Origin of the sequence: Bacillus sp. P14.5 (genome assembly GCF_003316765.1) — a bacterium.
GTDB lineage: Bacteria > Bacillota > Bacilli > Bacillales > Bacillaceae_B > Rossellomorea.
This window is the reverse complement of record NZ_NIJF01000029.1, coordinates 1-18,253: the sequence shown is the minus strand read 5'-3', so window position 1 is coordinate 18,253 and position 18,253 is coordinate 1. Positions and strand designations below refer to the sequence as shown.

Genomic DNA, 18,253 nt, shown 5'->3' with positions numbered 1-18,253 from the left:
GGAAATGAACAGGACTTCCGTCGGTGTTCTGACATACTGCCTATCTCATACCCCTTCTTAATGAAAAATATTCCTTTTTATTGAAGAAGTTGCATTATTATGAAATAAAAAATTCTCTGCAGTTTCAGCTGCAAAGAGAAGCAATGAGTACCAAATGAGTTATCAAATGACTGGTCTGATTCAGAAGGTGGCAAGAATACTCCCCTACTGTACCCTCTCCTCAACTTGCCTTTCAACAGCTGACTCCCCCTAAGTCGAAACAGGAATGATATTCTTCCTTCCAGATTACTGTGTATGTGTGATGATATCGCATTCATGTCAGAAGCCAAGGGAATGCTAATAAACAAAAAAGAAGCCTCCCAACAGTTGAATCAACTAATGAGAAGCTTCTTTTATTATTTTGTTAGCAAAATGTTAGCAAACCACTCTCAACTTACCAACAAATCCTTTTATATCAAGGGTTGAGGAGGCAAATTACATCATACCTCCCCTAAGGTGAGGGTGTGTAATATTTTTTACCTGGTGTACGTATAGTGCCGAAAATCAGAGTTTTGTTAATTACTTACTGTAATATCTTTTACAAGTTTTAACCGTTTTTCATTGGATTGCGTTAGCAAAATGTTAGCATTTCATTTACTAGTTAAAATCTATCTTTTATTTCTAAATCCTTATATTGATCTAAAATAGTGTGTTTTATTTCTTTTTCATCAATACTCCAACATATGAACCATTCTTCTTTTCTACTCCGCTGAGACATCTTCTGCATATAGCAATCCCAGACAACTGAGAGTTTATTTTCTCTTAGATAACTTTCTAAATATTCAGCTCTAAATAACAAATTACTATCATACCCCATATACTGAGCATCAAATGCAATTAACTTATCTTCACTATCTTTCCAAACCCCTTCAGAGCTTTGATATAGCGCGAAAAACTTAACTAAATTTGCATTTGGTAAAAGATAACTACAAGAAGTTCTTTCTCCAGAATCAGGGTTGATATTTGTTTCCCATAGATATTCCCATACTGCATCTTCACAATTAATACCTTCAAATTCATTATTATAGAACATATCCGAAAAGGATGGATGCCAATAGTGTTCAAATGCAAACACACTATATGCGTTCGACCACGAAACACTTAAATCTCCTTTTTTTTGTGATTTTAAAGCGATATATCTTTCTTTATCATTATCCGGTATAAAAACTGCTTTTGACTTTATGAAAAATTCATCTTTGTCTACAAAATTCTTCCCATTTTCTCTTTTTTGGAGAAACATTTGTGCTAAAGATATATATTTATTGCCTTCATATTCTATGAATACGAAGGCATCAAGATTTTCATACTCCTCTTCACTTTGCGCCCACACTTTATTTGGTTTTTTTGGCAGAAATGACTTAATTAACTTTTGTTGACTGTTATCATTTGTTGAGTACTCCAATAAACTAGGGTCAATGTTTCTAAGAAATGGATCCCATGGCCCATTATATTTTTTGTAGTAATCTTTCTCGACCCCTATAATATGTTCTTCTTCTGTTAATGTTTCTTTATGTTCATCAAATGCCAGTTCTGTATCTTCTTTTGCATCAATGCTGAGGTAGGAATATATTTTTCTATTTTCCCACTCCTTATATTCTTGATATTCAGGAGTATATAACTTTTGTTCTTTGTATACCGGGTAATTATCAGTTAATTTAGCCAATAATTCATATAGTGCAATCCATTGATACTTTTTACCAATACGTTCAATTAGATTTTCATGCCTGTTATGATAACCTAAACTTCGATCATAATTCCCATGCTCTTCTTCATTATATCCATAGTCAATAATCCTCATTGTAGCAATATTGCTTAAGTCTTGGTCATTAAATTGATTTCCCCAATCTGATAATGCACTCCCAAAAACATACCTTCCAAAATCCCCATACCAACCAGTTCCTCTACCATATTCAGTTGTCATAGATCTAATTATTGCATTGAAGCCACAAAACTCTTCTCTTGATACTTGCTGCATTTCTTTTAACTTTTCATCTACTTCTTCCAATGTAAATGTTTTTGAATACCAATTAGACGAATATGGGGGATTAATCTTTTTATATTCTTTAAGTTTGATAATTCCTTGATTGGCAGCGAATAAAATTATACCTCTAGCATAATCTCTAATTAGAACATTCGGATAAACTTCATCTTGATCAAATATCTTTGCATAAATAATCTCTATTATTTTCTCTAATTGCGGTACTACTTTCGACCTTAGTATTGCTCCATATGTACTGGCAAGCAACCTTTCAAATACATATGGGTCATTAACATCGATAAACCTATTAAGATTCTTTACAATAATTGACGGCTCATTCATGTATATTTTGACTAGAGCTGTAGTTGAAGTATCTCTTAGTTTCCGATCAGTACTTGTGAACATCCAAATAATAGTCAAGGATAGCAATTCAAAATTTTCATATTTGAATTGTTTAAAACTTAAATTTTGTTTTAGAATAATATCTACAAGTCTCGTTGGGATTTCTGAGTTATTATTTATAGATATAGACCAACTTCCGTCCCTAGTAGACATCGCTAAAGGCTTAAGGTTTCTATGTAGAAATTCTGCATTTAAGGGGGATTCTTTTATATAAGACTGTTTCAACAAATTTTCAAAAACTAGACTTTGTAAATTTACATCTTTTTGTTTAAGACATAACTCAATCCACTGAAGAGTTTTATAATTTATGTTTTGCACATTCCTCCACGAGATACCTCGAACAAACGATTCTGCTATATCAAATGTTATTTGTTCACTATCAACTAAATCTAACCATTCAATTCCTATTTTCTCTGGGACAACTATTGATAAGCTTTCATATACCCCATAATAAAATGGGTTATCAGATGACAAAATCTCCTCAAATACATTTTCATCTTGCTGATATCTTTCTAATAAAACTAAAGATATATATATATCCGCGAATCTTTCATAAGCGAAATATACCAGATTTTCATCACGAGAAACCGAATTAATTGTTAAAATATTCTCTTCTTCTAACCCTAACACTAATTCTCTATAACCAGTTGTAAAGGGACTAGCTACCTTTTCTACTACTTCATATAGTTGTTCTAAATTAATATATTGACTTTCACTTTCAACAAATTTGTTAGCAATCCCCTTTAGAATTTTATCAACCAGATTCAATGAGCTAGAAAACTTAAATCTTTGATCAAGTGACAATCTATTATTAACTTTTTCTAAAGATTTTTCTAAAACTTCAACAATACTCCACCCTCTATACCCTTTATATTCCTCTTGAATTCCTTCACAATAAATTTGTAAAAACAAAGGGTTATAGCACTCACTTTCTAAAGAGGGAAATACTATTGGATTTATATTATAGTAATTAAAAAACGGCTCCAGTGCTTCTAAACTTAAATCCTTAAAACCCTTGTGTTCTATTTTATGCAAGGGAAAGTCTTCTAAAATATTCTCAGGTAATACACTTCTAACATAGTTACTTCTTACAGATAAAACCACAGCTATATTCTCATATTCTTTAATGGCGTTTAAAAAAGTCAGAAGATAATCCTTCCAAAAGTACTTACCTGATCCTTCATTGAGAGCATCTATAAAAATCACAGTTCTCTTATTTTTTTTATTCGCTCTATCATTTAACTCTGTAAGAAATGTTTCTATAGACCCCCTGTAATCAATCAATTTAAATAATTGTTCAAAGGGATGATTGCGAGTGTTTAGGTGCTGACCTAAAAACAAAAAACACTATGGCCCTCTTCTTGTAATTTTTTTGCATTATCGGCTAATAAATGTGATTTTCCTATTCCAGCATCTCCATAAATCAATAAATACGGTTCATTGATTAATACTGGTTTTACCAAATCTATATAATCAACTAATTCCCTTTTATCCGTATTAATTGCTTGGATTAGATTAATTAGATGTTTAATTGTATTATTTCTATCCATTTCATATAACTTGTATCTCACGCTATCTATATTTTCCATGAAACAATTAATCTCTTCAGACAGACGATTCAAACTACTATTTAAGTAGAATTCTTTATTGTTGCCGTCAACCTCTTTAAAATAATTCAATACCTTTTCAATAAACTTTATATCAACATACTCTAATTCTTCTCTATGAGTATCAAAGATTTCGTTGAATGCCATAATACTCGTTTCTAATTTACCTAATAACTCACTAAATTGCTGAAATATTTGCTCATCACATATTAAAGAATTAAAAATTGCACTAAAATCAGTTTCTACGTTTGCCTTTGAAATATACCTTTTGCCTAAGTCCAATATGTTTTGATCTAATATTTTCGTTAGATGTTTATCGGTATACCTTTCCAAATAAGATCTTTCTTGAATTTGCAAAAAATTTCTTTCAAAGTATTTTTTTAAGCTCTCATTACTTTTCACAATGCTATTTTGAATATTAGCTAAAATGCTCATTTCATTCGATTTAAAACTTTTATCTCTATACTCTTCAAGATATGTAATTAAATCATAAAGATATTGGTCCACAATAGGGTGACTGTCTATTTCTTTTAGTTGCACAGATTTCCTATAATGATTTATTTCATCGACTGCTAACTTAGATAATTGCTCTACAAACGCCACTTTTGTAATGGAGTTATTAGTAGCCCCAAATACATAGTTAAAAATTAAAAGGCCATTTTTTTCATCATTTAAAAACTGTTGAAATGTATTTGAATCCACAAAAGTATCTTCATAATCTTTTTGAAAGGTCTTTATTTGTTTAAGTTTCCATTTAATCTTCCATTTTTCTATTAATGTTGCACTTATTAACTCCGCTAACTTCCCAGTTAAGGGTTTAAATATAAAAGATAAACTTACCATTCTCTATACCTCTCTAACTTGTAACTTTTAAAATAAATCTAAGTTCATATTAAGTGTAAGCTTTTTCCTAAACACTTTCTACTTATTTACTATATCAAGGGAAATATAGCTATCTGGAAAAATAAAAAAGCTTCCCAAAAGTTCAATAACTAATGAGAAGCCTCTTAATTTTAATCTGATGTCTTAAGAATAATGATATAAAGGATTTTCACCGACTTACTGTTTTAGAGTTTAGAGGATAAAATATTTTGAGTGGTTTCAATTCTACTATGTCGCAAGCGTTTCTTTATCAAGTCGAGAGATGCCCTCGCATTAACTAGCAAGATAGTATGCATTCATCTTAAATCATGAAATGTTATTATCCTAACACTTGCTTTTTTGATTAATCGGTAAAACTCTATTCTAATGGTAGGGGATTTTCGGACTCCTCCAGTTTTATCGGGAAATACCAGACTTAATTTATGCTGATTTTGCTTACCCTTCTCCCGCCGCTGCTTTTCTTTGTACTTCTTTAAGGTAATCACCAGGTTAGAAGGCAAAGTTATGGTACGGGATCCACTTCTTAATGGTTCAATTTGTTCTTCCCACTTCCTGTAGAGATAGCATTCTTATTAATAGTTAAGGTTTCCTTATCAAAGTCGATATTATCCCACGTTAGGGTCTCTCTTAGCAGAAGCCGGTGTCTCACTCAAGCAAATTATGGACCGACTCGGTCATACTGATGATCAAATTACGAAAAATGTATACCTCCATGTAACGCAAGAAATGAAAAAAGAAGCCTCCCAAAAGTTGAATCAACTAATGAGAAGCTTCTTTATTATTTCGTTAGCAAAATGTTAGCATTTCACCAACAATCCTTAATTATCAAGGGTTTGGGGGCGATATTACATCATGCCGCCCATTCCACCCATTCCGCCCATTCCGCCCATATCAGGCATGCCGCCGCCGTTTTCTTCAGGAATGTCAGCAACAACTGCTTCAGTTGTTAGGAACATTGCTGCAACGGATGCTGCGTTTTGCAGTGCAGAACGAGTTACTTTTGTTGGATCTACGATACCAGAGTCGATCATGTTGACCCACTCGCCAGTAGCCGCGTTAAATCCTACGCCAACTTCTTCTTTTTTCAGGCGTTCAACGATGATGGATCCTTCAAGCCCAGCGTTATGAGCAATTTGACGGATTGGCTCTTCAAGCGCACGAAGAACGATCTTGATACCTGTTTTCACATCGCCTTCAGCTTCGATAGCAGAAACTTTGTTGTATACGTTCACAAGGGCAGTACCACCACCGGAAACGATACCTTCTTCTACAGCCGCACGAGTTGAGTTCAATGCGTCTTCGATACGAAGTTTGCGCTCTTTCAATTCTGTTTCAGTAGCCGCACCAACTTTGACTACCGCTACACCGCCGGCAAGTTTTGCAAGGCGTTCTTGTAATTTTTCACGGTCGAACTCAGAAGTTGTTTCTTCCATTTGAGAACGGATTTGATTTACGCGGGCAGAGATTTGATCTGGCTCGCCTGCACCTTCTACAACTGTTGTGTTTTCTTTAGTAACAACGATTTTCGCTGCGCGTCCAAGCTGAGTGATGTTCGCAGATTTAAGATCCAATCCAAGATCTTCTGTGATCACTTCACCGCCTGTAAGGATGGCAAGGTCTTCAAGCATAGCTTTACGACGGTCACCGAATCCAGGAGCTTTAACAGCTACTGCATTGAATGTTCCGCGAAGTTTGTTCACTACCAGTGTAGCAAGTGCTTCACCTTCAACATCTTCAGCAACGATCAATAGAGGCTTGCCTTGTTGTACGACTTGCTCAAGTACTGGAAGGACTTCCTGGATGTTTCCGATTTTCTTGTCAGTGATCAAGACATACGGATTTTCAAGGACTGCTTCCATTTTGTCAGAGTCAGTAACCATGTAAGGAGATGCATATCCACGGTCGAACTGCATACCTTCCACAACATCAAGCTCTGTAGAGAATCCTTTAGACTCTTCGATTGTGATGACGCCGTCGTTTCCAACGCGTTCCATAGCTTCAGCAATCAATTGTCCAACTTCTTCGTCAGCAGCAGAGATAGCGGCAACTTGTGCGATGGACTCTTTGCTTTCGATTGGCTTCGAGATTGTTTTCAGCTCTTCGATTGCAGTTTGAACCGCTTTTTCGATACCTTTGCGGATACCTACAGGGTTCGCACCAGCTGTAACGTTTTTAAGACCTTCACGGATCATCGCTTGCGCTAAGACCGTTGCAGTTGTTGTACCGTCACCGGCGATTTCGTTTGTTTTGCTTGCTACTTCAGCAACAAGCTTCGCACCCATGTTTTCGAATGCATCTTCAAGTTCGATTTCTTTCGCGATTGTCACACCATCATTAGTGATAAGCGGAGAACCGTATTTCTTCTCAAGTACCACGTTACGTCCTTTTGGTCCAAGAGTTACTTTTACTGCGTTTGCTAATTGATCTACACCGCGAAGCATGGAACGGCGTGCTTCTTCGCTGAATTTAATATCTTTAGCCATTTAAAAAGACCTCCTTATATTGGTTAGGTATATTTTTAGTTAAGGCTCTTTTCTTAAACTTTGCTGCCAGTATGCAATTTGAAAAGGCCCCAGAAAGAAAAGAGCTGATCTTTCTGTTTAGAGATACACTCCTTGATAAACAAGGGTAGGATTTTTCAAAAGCAGCAACTTTTACGAATACAGCTTCAGTTAAAGATTGATTATTCGCCGATTACAGCCAGAATGTCGCTGTCACGAAGGATCAGGTATTCTGTGCCTTGGTATTTCACTTCTGTACCAGCATATTTAGAGAAGATGATTTTATCGCCCGCAGCCACATCAAGAGCTGCACGCTCACCATTATCAAGAACTCGGCCTGCACCTACAGCAACAACTTTACCCTCTTGTGGTTTCTCCTTAGCTGAATCCGGCAGAACGATACCGCTTGCTGTTTTTTCTTCTGACTCTACTAGCTCAATAACGACGCGATCACCTAGTGGTTTTAACAAGTGAAACAACCTCCTCATAATATTATGTAAGATTTTCTTTTATTAGCACTCGTCATAGTTGAGTGCTAACACAACTATTATAATAAATAATTCGTTTTCATTTTGCAAGAGTCCTGCTTAAAATTTTTTTCGTCAAATTCTCCGAAAAAAAGCACCATCTATTTTATGAAAGAACAGTTATTTTATGTCACACGCATTTCCGGCAGTCCCGCTTTGTCTTTCAGAGGCACTCCCTTTACCTTTCAAAACCTCCTAAAGGATAAAACAGGTTCTTATCCTGCCGGCTTTTCCGTATATAAGTAAGAAGAAGCTCTTTCTTTGCGAAAAGGGCTCTTTATTAGTAGAATTGTAAAGAAAAGCGGAAGCTAACAAGGATTGTAATGACAGATTTTATATAAGGAGACATCAAGTGAAAAAACAGTATGGATATGTTCTAATCGCCTATATCACTATGCAGCTTTCGAGTTTAATCGGGATCCCGTTGTTTTACTATGCAGGAGTTAATTGGTTCAACCAGTCAAGCAATCAGGCTGAAGCGCTGGTACCGGGTTACTGGTTAGTCTTTTCGTTTTCGATTACGCTGCTGATCGTCTGGGCTATTCTGCGAAAATCAGAAGCGTCCACCCGCCTGGAAAGGGAAGCTCCCATGTCGGTTATTTTCTCCGCCCTCTGGGCAATAGCCGGTATATTCATGGCTTTCTTCGCGCAGGCTATAGCCATCAACATCGAGCGCCTGCTTGGAATCGAGATGGGCTCGGAAAATACGGAGAACATTGTCAGGATTATAGACTCTGTGCCCTTAGCCATGATTGTTGCTGCGGTCATCGGACCGATCCTCGAAGAGATCGTGTTCCGAAAGATTATTTTTGGGGCTTTATATCAGCGTTTTTCTTTTATCCTTTCCGCACTGATCAGTTCGGTCATCTTCGCCTTCGCGCATTTTGAGCCGGAACACGTCCTTTTATATTCAGCAATGGGCTTTACGTTTGCCTTCCTTTATGTCAAAACCAAAAGAATCATCGTGCCGATCATTGCCCATGTGTCGATGAACTCCCTCGTCGTTCTGATGCAGTCCATTTTCAGGGAAGATATCGAAAGAATGGTTGAAGAAGCGGAAAGAATACAAGGATTTATAGGAGGATTATTTATATGAGGAGATCACCTTTGTTCAGCGGCATTCTTTACATCCTCCTCGGAGTTTTGTTTACGTACTTTGCCGTTATCAATGTAAACGACAATGGCTGGGGATTTTTCGCCTACCTAATGGTGCTTCTGGCCACACTGGATTTCGGCTCCGGAATCAGGATGGTTGCCATGCACTTTAAGATTAAGAAGCATTTGAATGATAAGAAATAGATGAAGCCTTTTGAGGGCTTCTTTTTTTAGGCTGTTTTCGGTAATTCCAGAGGCCTGCGGGACTAAGCGGGAAGGCACGTCCGAGGGTACATACCCAATGGGGAAGGACTTCTCCCTCTGGGTCAAAAATCTCTCAACCAGTCGATGCAGCCCATATGGAACAGTGAGCAGCCACTATATCAGTTGGAGGCCAGGATCAGAACTTCGTCTAGTAAATAAGGGGAGAAACTCCCTTTATTTACTAAATAGCAGTGAAAATAGCTTAAATAGAGGGAGAAATTCCCTTTAATTGTCTAAAAAAACTTGAAAATAGGTGCTTTTTCTTTAGATAAAGGGAAAAAATCCCCTTATTCACCATCAAAATAGACTCAACACTGCAATTAGCGGGAAAATCTCCCCTTATTTTTTTACATCTAGTTACTCAACGCCAACTTTTCGGATTAATTTCATTACTTTCAACAGCCGCAGCCTTTTTGCTGTATACCGACCTGCGGCTGCTCTTCCCCTAACTGCCCATGTACATAAAAAGAGCTTCTCCCGTTAAGGAAAAGCTCTTTTGTCCTAATAGTAGTAAGGGTACGGGTAATAAGGGTACGGCGGGTAATAATAAGGTCTTGGAGTCAACAAGGCTCCTGCTGCCAGCCCTGTTAAAAATGGAACCCCGAAACCGACACCAAATCCAGGCCGCCCAAACCCAAATCCCGGACGGCCGAATCCGAAGCCGGGACGTCCGATGAAACGTCTCTGTTCATTAGGGTTGAATCCAAAATGATTCACGTGCATCTTCCTCCTCATTCTCTAGTCTAATGTCATTGACACTATAAGATATGAAGGAGACAAGGGAGGCTCTTGGGTATTCGTCCCTGATTTCCTATATTTTCAATAAGGTTGGAATCACTTCAGTGCTTTAAAGCACGGAGAGGGACTATCCCTCCTCACACTTTAAAGCGCTGAAGATCACACGAAAAAAGGAACGACCAATTATGGTCATTCCTCTCTTTTTCGTTCTTCGTCATATAATTCTCGCTGCAGCTGTTGTTCTGCTTGCAGCACTTTTTTATAACCAATCTTGGAAACCCAGATGCTGATTTCATATAGAAATAGCAGCGGTACTGTCACCATCAGATGGGAGATAATGTCCGGCGGCGTGATGAGCGCTGCGATTACCAGCAAGATGAAATACGCATAGCGTCTCATTTGCGCCATGAACATCGGGGTGATGATCCCCAGCCTGGTCAGAAACAGCATGACGACCGGCAGTTGAAACAGCAAGCCGAATGGAACGGTCAACTGAAACAGGAAATGGAAGTATTCATTGATTCCAATTACCTGCTGTATGTCCAACTCATCTGACAAATTCATCATGAAACCGACCACATATGGAAAGAGAATGAAGTAAGCGAAAGATAATCCTCCCAGGAAAAGCAGCAGGGATATCGGGATATAACTCAAGGTTACTTTTCTTTCTCTTTCCAGAAGGCCCGGACTGATAAACGCCCAGAATTGGAATAGAATGAGCGGAGAGGTCAGGATCAACGATATGAAGACCATCATCTCCAAATAAATTTTCAATGGATCAGTCAATCTGAAGGCATTCATGGTCAACTCTTTTGCTTCATCCGCATGCTGAAGGTATCTTATCAGGGGTTCTGCTAGAAAGAAGCTGCCCAAGAAGGCCAACATGAAGAAAACGACTACAAACATGAGCCGTTTCCTGAGTTCTCCTATATGTTCATAAATCGTCATTTCGTTATGACTCATAGCGTTCAATCCTTACATTTACTTAGCATCTTTATCTTTGGTATCATCGTCATCTGCTAAGCCTTTTGTTGCGTTTTTAAACTCACGCAATGTGTTTCCCATAGCTTTGCCCAATTCCGGCAATTTCTTCGGTCCGAAAATTAAGAGAGCTACAATTGCGATCAATATGAGGCTACCTGGTCCTAGTGGCATAACGCTCACCTCCTTGTTCTATCATAACTTATCGTTTTTATTTTTGCTATCATGTTCTATTTTCTTCTTGTGACATTTCGGTGTCATCTTCAGAATAGTTTTTCAGGAAATATACCAGGGATTGAAGTTCTACTGCCAAATCAATGTGGTGAATCCTTATATGATCCGGTGCTGTCAGCCGGGCAGGCGTGAAATTCAAGATTCCTTTAATATTGGCCTGGACGAGCCTGTCGGTAATGTTTTGAGCCGATCCGACAGGAACTGTCAGTATCGCTACCTCTATATCGTTTTCCTCCAGGTGCTTCTCCATATCATCAAGGCTGTATACCGGTACATCACTGATGATAGAACCGACCTTTTCAGGAGCCACATCAAAGGCCATTTCAATTTTCGTATTATTGTTTTTAATGAAATTATAATGAAGAAATGCGGTTCCCAGGTTTCCTACACCGATAAGGACAACCTTCGTCAATTCATCCTGGTCAAGGGTTTTGCTGAAGAAAGAGAGCAGATAGTTTACATTGTAACCATACCCTTTCTTTCCTAACGCACCAAAGTAGGAGAAATCCCTGCGGATTGTGGCGGAATCTACCTTTACGGCTTCACTCAGCTCCTTCGAAGAAACCCGCTGTTTACCCGAGGAGTGTAAATTCTTGATAAATCTATAGTATAACGGCAGTCGTTTAGCTGTCGCTTGTGGAATCTTTGCACTTTCCTGATTCATTCCCATTCCCCCACAAATTGATTCGCTTGAGCTTTATGCTTACCTCTCACTTCATCTCACTGATAACGCTTCCATATGAACGCGGGAAGTCATCTTTCCATTTTGTGCTTGTTAACGCAATATGTCAATTCCTTTTCATGGAAATCGATTACTAAGTACCCAATGCAGTTTCAAGCTTATTTCCGTCCCTACTATCATACACTATTTTGCCCTTCCTGTCTGTCCGTTCAACAGTGACAGACACCCTTAACATTGCCGCCGCCATTGATTTTGCGATACACTATAGTAATAAGCATTCTGTTAAATACTGCTTGCTATTGTGCTCTCATCAACCAAAAAAGAGCCTACTATATAGAGGTGAATGAAATGATATTATTACAAGTCAATCAAATCGTTAAGTCCTTCGGGGCTGATGTGATCCTGTCCAATATAAAGCTTGAACTCCAGAATCGCGACAGAGTGGCTCTTGTCGGCCGGAACGGCGCGGGCAAATCTACCTTATTAAAAATAATATCCGGACAGCTGTCCTATGATTCGGGCGAAATCATCAAGCCAAAAGAAACGACTATTGGTTACTTGGCACAGCATACCGGGCTGGAATCGGGCTTATCCATTTGGGATGAAATGCTCTCTGTTTTTGACGATCTTCGCAAGATGGAAGAAGATTTGAGGAAGCTCGAGCAGCAGATGGCCGATCCCTCTGTTTATGAAAATGAGGAAAAGTACAGCAGGGTCCTGAAAGAATATGATAGTAAACAGGTATCCTTTAAAGAATCAGGCGGTTATCAATTCGAAGCGGATATCCGCTCTGTTCTGCACGGCTTGAACTTTGCCGGCTTTGACTATAACACACAGATTTCCACACTAAGCGGCGGCCAGAAAACCCGTCTTGCTCTCGGAAAGCTTTTACTGACTAAACCTGATATCCTGATTCTGGACGAGCCTACCAATCACCTTGATATCGATACACTTTCCTGGCTGGAACAGTACCTTCAAGGCTATGAAGGAGCAATCCTCATAGTTTCCCATGACCGCTACTTTTTAGACAAGGTCGTGAATCAGGTTTATGAGGTTTCCCGATCTAATTCTAAGAAATACCACGGCAACTACAGCCAGTTCCTTGAAATGAAGGCGGAAATGTTCGAAAGAGAGATGAAACAGTTTGAGCGCCAGCAAGAAGAAGTGGCCAAGCTTCAGGATTTCATCCAGAAGAATATTGCCCGTGCTTCCACAACGAAGCTCGCTCAAAGCAGACGAAAGAAATTGGAAAAAATGGACATCATGGATCGTCCCCAGGGCGATGAAAAATCCGCAACCTTCTCCTTTACCATTGACCGTCCAAGCGGAAATGATGTCCTTAAAATCAATGACTTGGCAATAGGCTATGGAGAAGATGTCATTTCCTCCTCTTTGAACATGACCATGACAAAAGGAGACAGTGCCGCCCTGGTAGGACCGAATGGAGTCGGAAAATCCACTTTGCTAAAAACGCTGATCCAAAGGCTGAAGCCCATTGAAGGAAGCTTTACCTTTGGTTCAAATGTTTCCATTGGCTACTACGATCAGGAGCAGGCAGAACTCTCATCCAATAAGACTGTTTTAAATGAGCTGTGGGATGAATACCCAATGAAGGATGAAAAAGATATCAGAACAGTACTGGGCAACTTTCTCTTCTCTGGTGAAGATGTTCTGAAGCCGGTATCGACTCTGAGCGGAGGGGAAAAGGCAAGATTGGCCCTTTCAAAACTCATGCTGCAGAAAGCGAACCTGCTGATTCTCGATGAGCCAACCAACCACTTGGACCTCGACAGCAAAGAAGTGCTGGAGTCCGCCCTGATAGATTATCCTGGAACCATCCTGTTTGTTTCCCATGACCGTTACTTCATCAACCGGATAGCGACAAAGGTGATTGAGTTATCCCAGGAGGAAGCAGCCGAATTTCTCGGAGATTACGATTACTATATCCAGAAGAAGAACGAGATTCTGGAGCTTGCTCAGCTTGAACAAAGCAACCATGTCAAAAGTCAGGCTCCTGTAAAAACAGAAAAACAAAACTATCAACAGGATAAAGAAGCGAAAAAGATTGAGAGACAGCGGAAAAGACGGGTAGAAGAACTCGAAGCCCTCATGGAGGGACTCGAAGGTACCATAAACCACATCGAAAAAGAATTATGTGATCCGGAGGTTTTCCAGGACCATGAAAGAGTTGTGAAATTGAACAGCGAATTGGAAGAAGCGAAACAATCACTGGAAGAGTATATGGAAGAGTGGGCAGAAATTGAAGAGCTCCTTCAAACCTAAAACAAACGGCTTCAGGGTATTTACCCTGAAGCCGTTTGTTTTATATTATAAAGATTCAATCTTTCTACCAATAGAGTTTCTAAAATATCTTATTTATTCCACATAGTTATTCACAAAAAAAGTGTTAACACCTCTTTATTCACATCACTTTTCCACATAATCCACAATTTAATCCACAGTTATCCCCATTACTAACAAAAAATAGGAAAATTTTCCTTGGTCTTTTACACAAGAAAAACCATAGTTACTAACAAGTTATCCACAGACTGTGTACAAAACAAACGTTCCTATTCTTAAAATTAATCCTCTTCCTACTACCCTTATTTTAACTTGAATAAACTACTTTTTCTGCTTAAGTTATCCCCGAATTGTGGAAATCCTGGGGGTATCTTTTATTCTTATATTAAAAAGCATGAATGGCTGTATTAGTTTTCCACACCCTTCTGGTTTTCCCACTGTTTTGATTATCAGGCCTTGATAAAACACATTCCAAATTGCTTACATAAGCGTTGTACGATCGGATGGGATAAACCGAGACCCATCACCGAAGTTATACCCAAGCCCACCCAAAAGCTTCAAATAAAAAAAGGCTTGAGAGACATTTCTCTCAAACCTAAAAATTTTCGATATCAAGCCCCGGGTTGGCATTCATCGCCATCGAGCCTCTATTCCCTTTTTCATACTCTATGGTTCCTGCGGCAGCTATCATAGCGGCATTGTCGGTGCAAAGCGCCAAAGGAGGCACAACAAGCTCCACGCCCTGCAAAGCACCAAACTCTTTTTCCAATGCACTTCTAAGCCCCCTATTAGCTGCTACGCCGCCTGCTAACAGCACCTGTTGAATCCCGTACTGCTTGGCTGCCTTGATAGTCTTCGTCACAAGTACTTCGATTACGCTCGCCTGAAAACTTGCCGCAAGCGTTTCTGGAGCAATTACTTTCCCTCGCTGTTCAGCATTGTGTACAGTATTGATCACTGCTGATTTAAGCCCGCTGAAACTAAAGTCAAATGAGCCAGCCTCCAGCCACGCCCTCGGCAGGTCGATTTCCGGTTTTCCTTCTGCCGCCAGCCGGTCAATATGCGGGCCTCCAGGATAAGGAAGACCAAGTGTCCGAGCCACCTTATCATAAGCTTCTCCTGCAGCGTCATCCCTTGTTTCCCCGATCACTTCATAGGATCCATGCTCTTTCATGTAGATCAGTTCCGTATGGCCACCGGATACAACCAAAGAAATAAGAGGGAATTTCATTTCTGCCACCAAACGGTTCGCATAGATATGTCCTGCAATGTGATGGACACCTATAAGCGGAATTCCGTGGGCAAACGCCAATGCCTTTGCTGCATTCACGCCGATAAGGAGAGCTCCTACCAGTCCCGGTCCTTCCGTCACAGCGATGGCATCCATTTCATTTAAACTCATCCCGGCTTGGTCCAAAGCTTCCTCTATCACAATCGTAATCTGCTCAACATGATGACGCGATGCAATCTCGGGAACAACCCCGCCAAAGCGCTTATGGCTTTCGATTTGCGACGCGACCACATTTGAGAGAATCTCTTTTCCATTTTTCACAATGGCAACGGCCGTTTCATCACAGCTGGTTTCAATACCCAGAATATACGTATCTTTATTCATATAATTTCACCCACATAACTAATGCATCCTCTTGGTTATCAGAATAGTAACTTTTGCGGATTCCACCATCCATGAATCCGAACTTTCTATACAAAGACTGAGCAGGACTGTTACTGACCCTCACTTCAAGCGTCATAGTCCGAGCTCCCATTTCCTTCGCTATCTCAATCATGCTCTTCAGCAATTTGTCGCCAAGGCCCTGCCCTCTATAAGAAGGAAGGACAGCGATATTGGTGATGTGAGCTTCATCCACGATGATCCATACACCGCAATAACCGATGACCCTGCCTTTGTCTTCCAAGACAATATAAGTCGCAAAATGGTTCGTCTCTATTTCATTTTGAAAAGCATCCCGAGTCCATGGTATGGTAAAAGACTCCCTTTCCACTTCCATAATGTCTTCTAAATCTTCAACACTCATTAATCTTATAGTATAATCACTCATCTGCCATTCCCCAATAATCCAGCTATTTTTGTGATTCTCTCCACTTTGCTTCCGCTTCCGCCAGCCTGATATAGTTCGGCACCAGCCCATGCACATTTTCAGCAGGCCGTTCCATTCCCAGCCTTATTAATTCAGAAGGACGGGGATTGTGACTGGTCATATCTGCAAAGACCGCCTGGTTCCCAAGATTACTCTCTAACACTTCCTGATGAATTTTCACATCATGTCCTATAAACAAAACCCTCTGATCGTAGTGGCTCAACCTTTCAGCCCATTGCTCAGCCGGAAGATTGGCATCTTCAATCAAGCACTCCAATTTTCCTTCATTGAACTTATAGAGCCCTGTATATAACTGCCCTCTTCTGGCATCAAATAATGGTGATATCAATCCTTCAAAATACCTTCCTGACGAAGCCAGTACAGCCAAGGACGAAACACCAACTACAGGAATATCCAATGACCAAGCAAGTGTCTTGGCAATAGTCACACCAATTCTGACACCTGTATAGGAACCAGGTCCATTAGCCACCACAATTTTATCCAAATCAGCAGGTGCGATTCCGCACTCTTTCATCAGCATCTCCACAGCCGGCATCGCTCTGAAAGAGTGGTTCTTCTTAATGTTCGTGATAAATTCCCCAAGCACTTCATTTTCATCGGTAAGTGCGATGCCCAATTGGTAATTGGATGTATCAATCCCCAAGATCTTCATTCAAAAATCTCCTTACATAACTTTTCATATCTGTCGCCCGACGGCTCCAGTATAATCTTTCTTTCCTCATCTGAAATTCTCATTATCGTGACAGCCAGCCTGTCCTCTGGAAGCTGGTCCTTAATCAAGCGGGCCCACTCGACGACCGTCACACCTCCACCATTGAAATATTCATCAAAGCCAAGGTCCTCGAAAGAATCATCCAACCGATAAACATCCATATGATATAAAGGCAGCCGCCCTTGGTACTCTTTAATGATGGTAAAAGTCGGACTGTTCACATTGCGTTTGACACCGAGACCCTTTGCTAGTCCCTTGGTAAACGTTGTCTTTCCCGCTCCAAGATCGCCCTCTAAAGTCAGTACATCATTCTCTTTAAGCATGCCGCCAAGCCTGCCGGCAAACTCGCCTGTTTGTTCCGGGCTGACTGATAGTATTTCATACGTAGACATAAATTTCTCCTTTAATGGTATAAAAAAACCTTAGGATACAAGTCATTTCCTAAGGATGAAGTATATATGTAGTTTACCCGATTTCTAGTAGTTGAGCAAAAAAACTTGCATTTAGACAAAAAAATAACGAAACCATGTTTCGCTAGACTTATAAAGTAATAGATGGCGGTCCGGACGGGACTCGAACCCGCGACCTCCTGCGTGACAGGCAGGCATTCTAACCAACTGAACTACCGGACCAAGGATTTTTGCTGACAAGCAAAATATCCTTCATTATAGTAAGGACTAACAAATACTTTGCAAAATAACTATCCTTAAAATGAAGGGTAATATCTTGTTGCTTCAAAAATGGTATTGCGGGGGCAGGATTTGAACCTGCGACCTTCGGGTTATGAGCCCGACGAGCTACCGAACTGCTCCACCCCGCGGCAATAATAATGATAAAATATATGATGCTTGTTGGAAAAGATTCCTCTTAAGCCCATATTGTTGGAATTCATTCCAGCCTGGCGACGTCCTACTCTCACAGGGGGAGATCCCCCAACTACCATCGGCGCTGAAGAGCTTAACTTCCGTGTTCGGCATGGGAACGGGTGTGACCTCTTCGCCTTAATCACCAGACTGTATGAACTTGAAAGAACATTGTTCTTTCAAAACTAGATAAAGTATTAGAAGAAAGAAGAAAGTATTCCGAGTTTCGCTGCATTTTGCAATCCAGCTCCGGCGGCTAGAGGCTCGGGGTCATATGTCATCAATCAGCCGAGGGCAAATAGCGCCCTCATCTGCTTGCTGGCATAT

The 18,253-nt window shown here is 39.9% G+C and carries 13 protein-coding genes, 2 tRNA genes, 1 rRNA gene and 2 pseudogenes; 4 read left to right on the top strand and 14 right to left on the bottom strand.

Annotated features, from left to right (window positions below; translation table 11 throughout):
* Nucleotides 1-640 precede the first annotated feature (640 nt).
* A pseudogene (locus B9Z54_RS03585) lies at nt 641-4,869 on the bottom strand (NACHT domain-containing protein).
* A 660-nt stretch (nt 4,870-5,529) separates the two neighbouring features.
* On the opposite strand from B9Z54_RS03585, the pseudogene B9Z54_RS25500 reads away from it, so the two are divergent.
* Nucleotides 5,530-5,709 (top strand): annotated as a pseudogene (locus B9Z54_RS25500) (hypothetical protein); the annotation flags it as partial.
* A 44-nt stretch (nt 5,710-5,753) separates the two neighbouring features.
* Here the strand turns inward: B9Z54_RS25500 and groL are convergent.
* Both groL and groES read right to left on the bottom strand, forming a co-directional pair.
* Complete coding sequence (groL, locus tag B9Z54_RS03575; RefSeq protein WP_113927143.1) at nt 5,754-7,391, bottom strand: chaperonin GroEL; 1,638 nt, start codon at nt 7,389-7,391, stop codon at nt 5,754-5,756.
* A 200-nt stretch (nt 7,392-7,591) separates the two neighbouring features.
* On the bottom strand, nt 7,592-7,879 hold the full coding sequence (gene groES, locus B9Z54_RS03570) for a co-chaperone GroES (RefSeq protein WP_113927142.1): 288 nt from the start codon (nt 7,877-7,879) through the stop codon (nt 7,592-7,594).
* Between the two features lie 409 nt (nt 7,880-8,288).
* Here groES and B9Z54_RS03565 point away from each other — a divergent pair, with 409 nt between their 5' ends.
* The gene (locus B9Z54_RS03565; RefSeq protein ID WP_113927141.1) at nt 8,289-9,032 is read left to right on the top strand and encodes a CPBP family intramembrane glutamic endopeptidase; all 744 of its coding nucleotides are present in this window, start codon (nt 8,289-8,291) and stop codon (nt 9,030-9,032) included.
* On the top strand, nt 9,029-9,235 hold the full coding sequence (locus B9Z54_RS03560) for a YdiK family protein (RefSeq protein ID WP_113927140.1): 207 nt from the start codon (nt 9,029-9,031) through the stop codon (nt 9,233-9,235). Before B9Z54_RS03565 ends, B9Z54_RS03560 begins: the two co-directional genes overlap by 4 nt.
* Before the next feature lie 561 nt (nt 9,236-9,796).
* On the opposite strand, the gene B9Z54_RS03555 is transcribed toward B9Z54_RS03560, so the two are convergent.
* The 4 genes from B9Z54_RS03555 to B9Z54_RS03540 all read right to left on the bottom strand — a co-directional run bounded on the left by B9Z54_RS03555 (nt 9,797) and on the right by B9Z54_RS03540 (nt 11,912).
* Nucleotides 9,797-10,012: a spore coat protein gene (locus B9Z54_RS03555; protein ID WP_481747778.1), complete on the bottom strand. Its 216-nt coding sequence runs from the start codon at nt 10,010-10,012 to the stop codon at nt 9,797-9,799.
* 210 nt (nt 10,013-10,222) lie between these two features.
* Nucleotides 10,223-10,996, bottom strand: coding sequence for a twin-arginine translocase subunit TatC (gene tatC, locus B9Z54_RS03550; RefSeq protein ID WP_113927138.1), 774 nt, complete (start codon nt 10,994-10,996; stop codon nt 10,223-10,225).
* Between the two features lie 18 nt (nt 10,997-11,014).
* Nucleotides 11,015-11,188, bottom strand: coding sequence for a twin-arginine translocase TatA/TatE family subunit (locus B9Z54_RS03545; RefSeq protein WP_113927137.1), 174 nt, complete (start codon nt 11,186-11,188; stop codon nt 11,015-11,017).
* 49 nt (nt 11,189-11,237) lie between these two features.
* Nucleotides 11,238-11,912 (bottom strand): redox-sensing transcriptional repressor Rex, encoded by a 675-nt coding sequence (locus B9Z54_RS03540; protein ID WP_113927136.1) that lies wholly within the window; start codon nt 11,910-11,912, stop codon nt 11,238-11,240.
* Between the two features lie 366 nt (nt 11,913-12,278).
* Between B9Z54_RS03540 and B9Z54_RS03535 the strand changes: the two genes are divergently transcribed.
* Nucleotides 12,279-14,213 carry an ABC-F family ATP-binding cassette domain-containing protein gene (locus tag B9Z54_RS03535; protein ID WP_113927135.1) on the top strand — a complete coding sequence of 645 codons (1,935 nt, stop codon included), beginning with the start codon at nt 12,279-12,281 and terminating at the stop codon, nt 14,211-14,213.
* Nucleotides 14,214-14,826: 613 nt separating this feature from the next.
* On the opposite strand, the gene tsaD is transcribed toward B9Z54_RS03535, so the two are convergent.
* The 7 genes from tsaD to rrf all read right to left on the bottom strand — a co-directional run bounded on the left by tsaD (nt 14,827) and on the right by rrf (nt 18,076).
* Nucleotides 14,827-15,846, bottom strand: a complete 1,020-nt coding sequence (tsaD, locus tag B9Z54_RS03530) for a tRNA (adenosine(37)-N6)-threonylcarbamoyltransferase complex transferase subunit TsaD (RefSeq protein ID WP_113927134.1) — start codon at nt 15,844-15,846, stop codon at nt 14,827-14,829.
* A complete protein-coding gene (gene rimI / locus B9Z54_RS03525; RefSeq protein WP_113927133.1) occupies nt 15,839-16,291 on the bottom strand; it encodes a ribosomal protein S18-alanine N-acetyltransferase in 453 nt (150 codons plus the stop codon). Before rimI ends, tsaD begins: the two co-directional genes overlap by 8 nt.
* A gap of 22 nt (nt 16,292-16,313) precedes the next feature.
* Nucleotides 16,314-17,003 carry a tRNA (adenosine(37)-N6)-threonylcarbamoyltransferase complex dimerization subunit type 1 TsaB gene (gene tsaB / locus B9Z54_RS03520; protein ID WP_113927132.1) on the bottom strand — a complete coding sequence of 230 codons (690 nt, stop codon included), beginning with the start codon at nt 17,001-17,003 and terminating at the stop codon, nt 16,314-16,316.
* Nucleotides 17,000-17,455, bottom strand: a complete 456-nt coding sequence (gene tsaE, locus B9Z54_RS03515; protein ID WP_113927131.1) for a tRNA (adenosine(37)-N6)-threonylcarbamoyltransferase complex ATPase subunit type 1 TsaE — start codon at nt 17,453-17,455, stop codon at nt 17,000-17,002. The genes tsaB and tsaE overlap by 4 nt, the downstream gene beginning before the upstream one ends.
* A gap of 163 nt (nt 17,456-17,618) precedes the next feature.
* Nucleotides 17,619-17,695 (bottom strand) — tRNA-Asp (locus tag B9Z54_RS03510).
* 114 nt (nt 17,696-17,809) lie between these two features.
* Nucleotides 17,810-17,883, bottom strand: a tRNA-Met gene (locus B9Z54_RS03505).
* Nucleotides 17,884-17,959: 76 nt separating this feature from the next.
* A 5S ribosomal RNA gene (gene rrf / locus B9Z54_RS03500) occupies nt 17,960-18,076 on the bottom strand.
* Nucleotides 18,077-18,253: the final 177 nt, after the last annotated feature.

Bases quoted from the DNA above. Each gene is read 5' to 3' on its own strand.
- B9Z54_RS03540 (WP_113927136.1), bottom strand. From the start codon at position 11,912: ATGAATCAGGAAAGTGCAAAGATTCCACAAGCGACAGCTAAACGACTG.
- rimI (WP_113927133.1), bottom strand. From the start codon at position 16,291: ATGAGTGATTATACTATAAGATTAATGAGTGTTGAAGATTTAGAAGAC.
- B9Z54_RS03535 (WP_113927135.1), top strand. From the start codon at position 12,279: ATGATATTATTACAAGTCAATCAAATCGTTAAGTCCTTCGGGGCTGAT.
- tsaB (WP_113927132.1), bottom strand. From the start codon at position 17,003: ATGAAGATCTTGGGGATTGATACATCCAATTACCAATTGGGCATCGCA.
- tsaD (WP_113927134.1), bottom strand. From the start codon at position 15,846: ATGAATAAAGATACGTATATTCTGGGTATTGAAACCAGCTGTGATGAA.
- tsaE (WP_113927131.1), bottom strand. From the start codon at position 17,455: ATGTCTACGTATGAAATACTATCAGTCAGCCCGGAACAAACAGGCGAG.
- tatC (WP_113927138.1), bottom strand. From the start codon at position 10,996: ATGAGTCATAACGAAATGACGATTTATGAACATATAGGAGAACTCAGG.
- B9Z54_RS03545 (WP_113927137.1), bottom strand. From the start codon at position 11,188: ATGCCACTAGGACCAGGTAGCCTCATATTGATCGCAATTGTAGCTCTC.
- B9Z54_RS03560 (WP_113927140.1), top strand. From the start codon at position 9,029: ATGAGGAGATCACCTTTGTTCAGCGGCATTCTTTACATCCTCCTCGGA.
- groL (WP_113927143.1), bottom strand. From the start codon at position 7,391: ATGGCTAAAGATATTAAATTCAGCGAAGAAGCACGCCGTTCCATGCTT.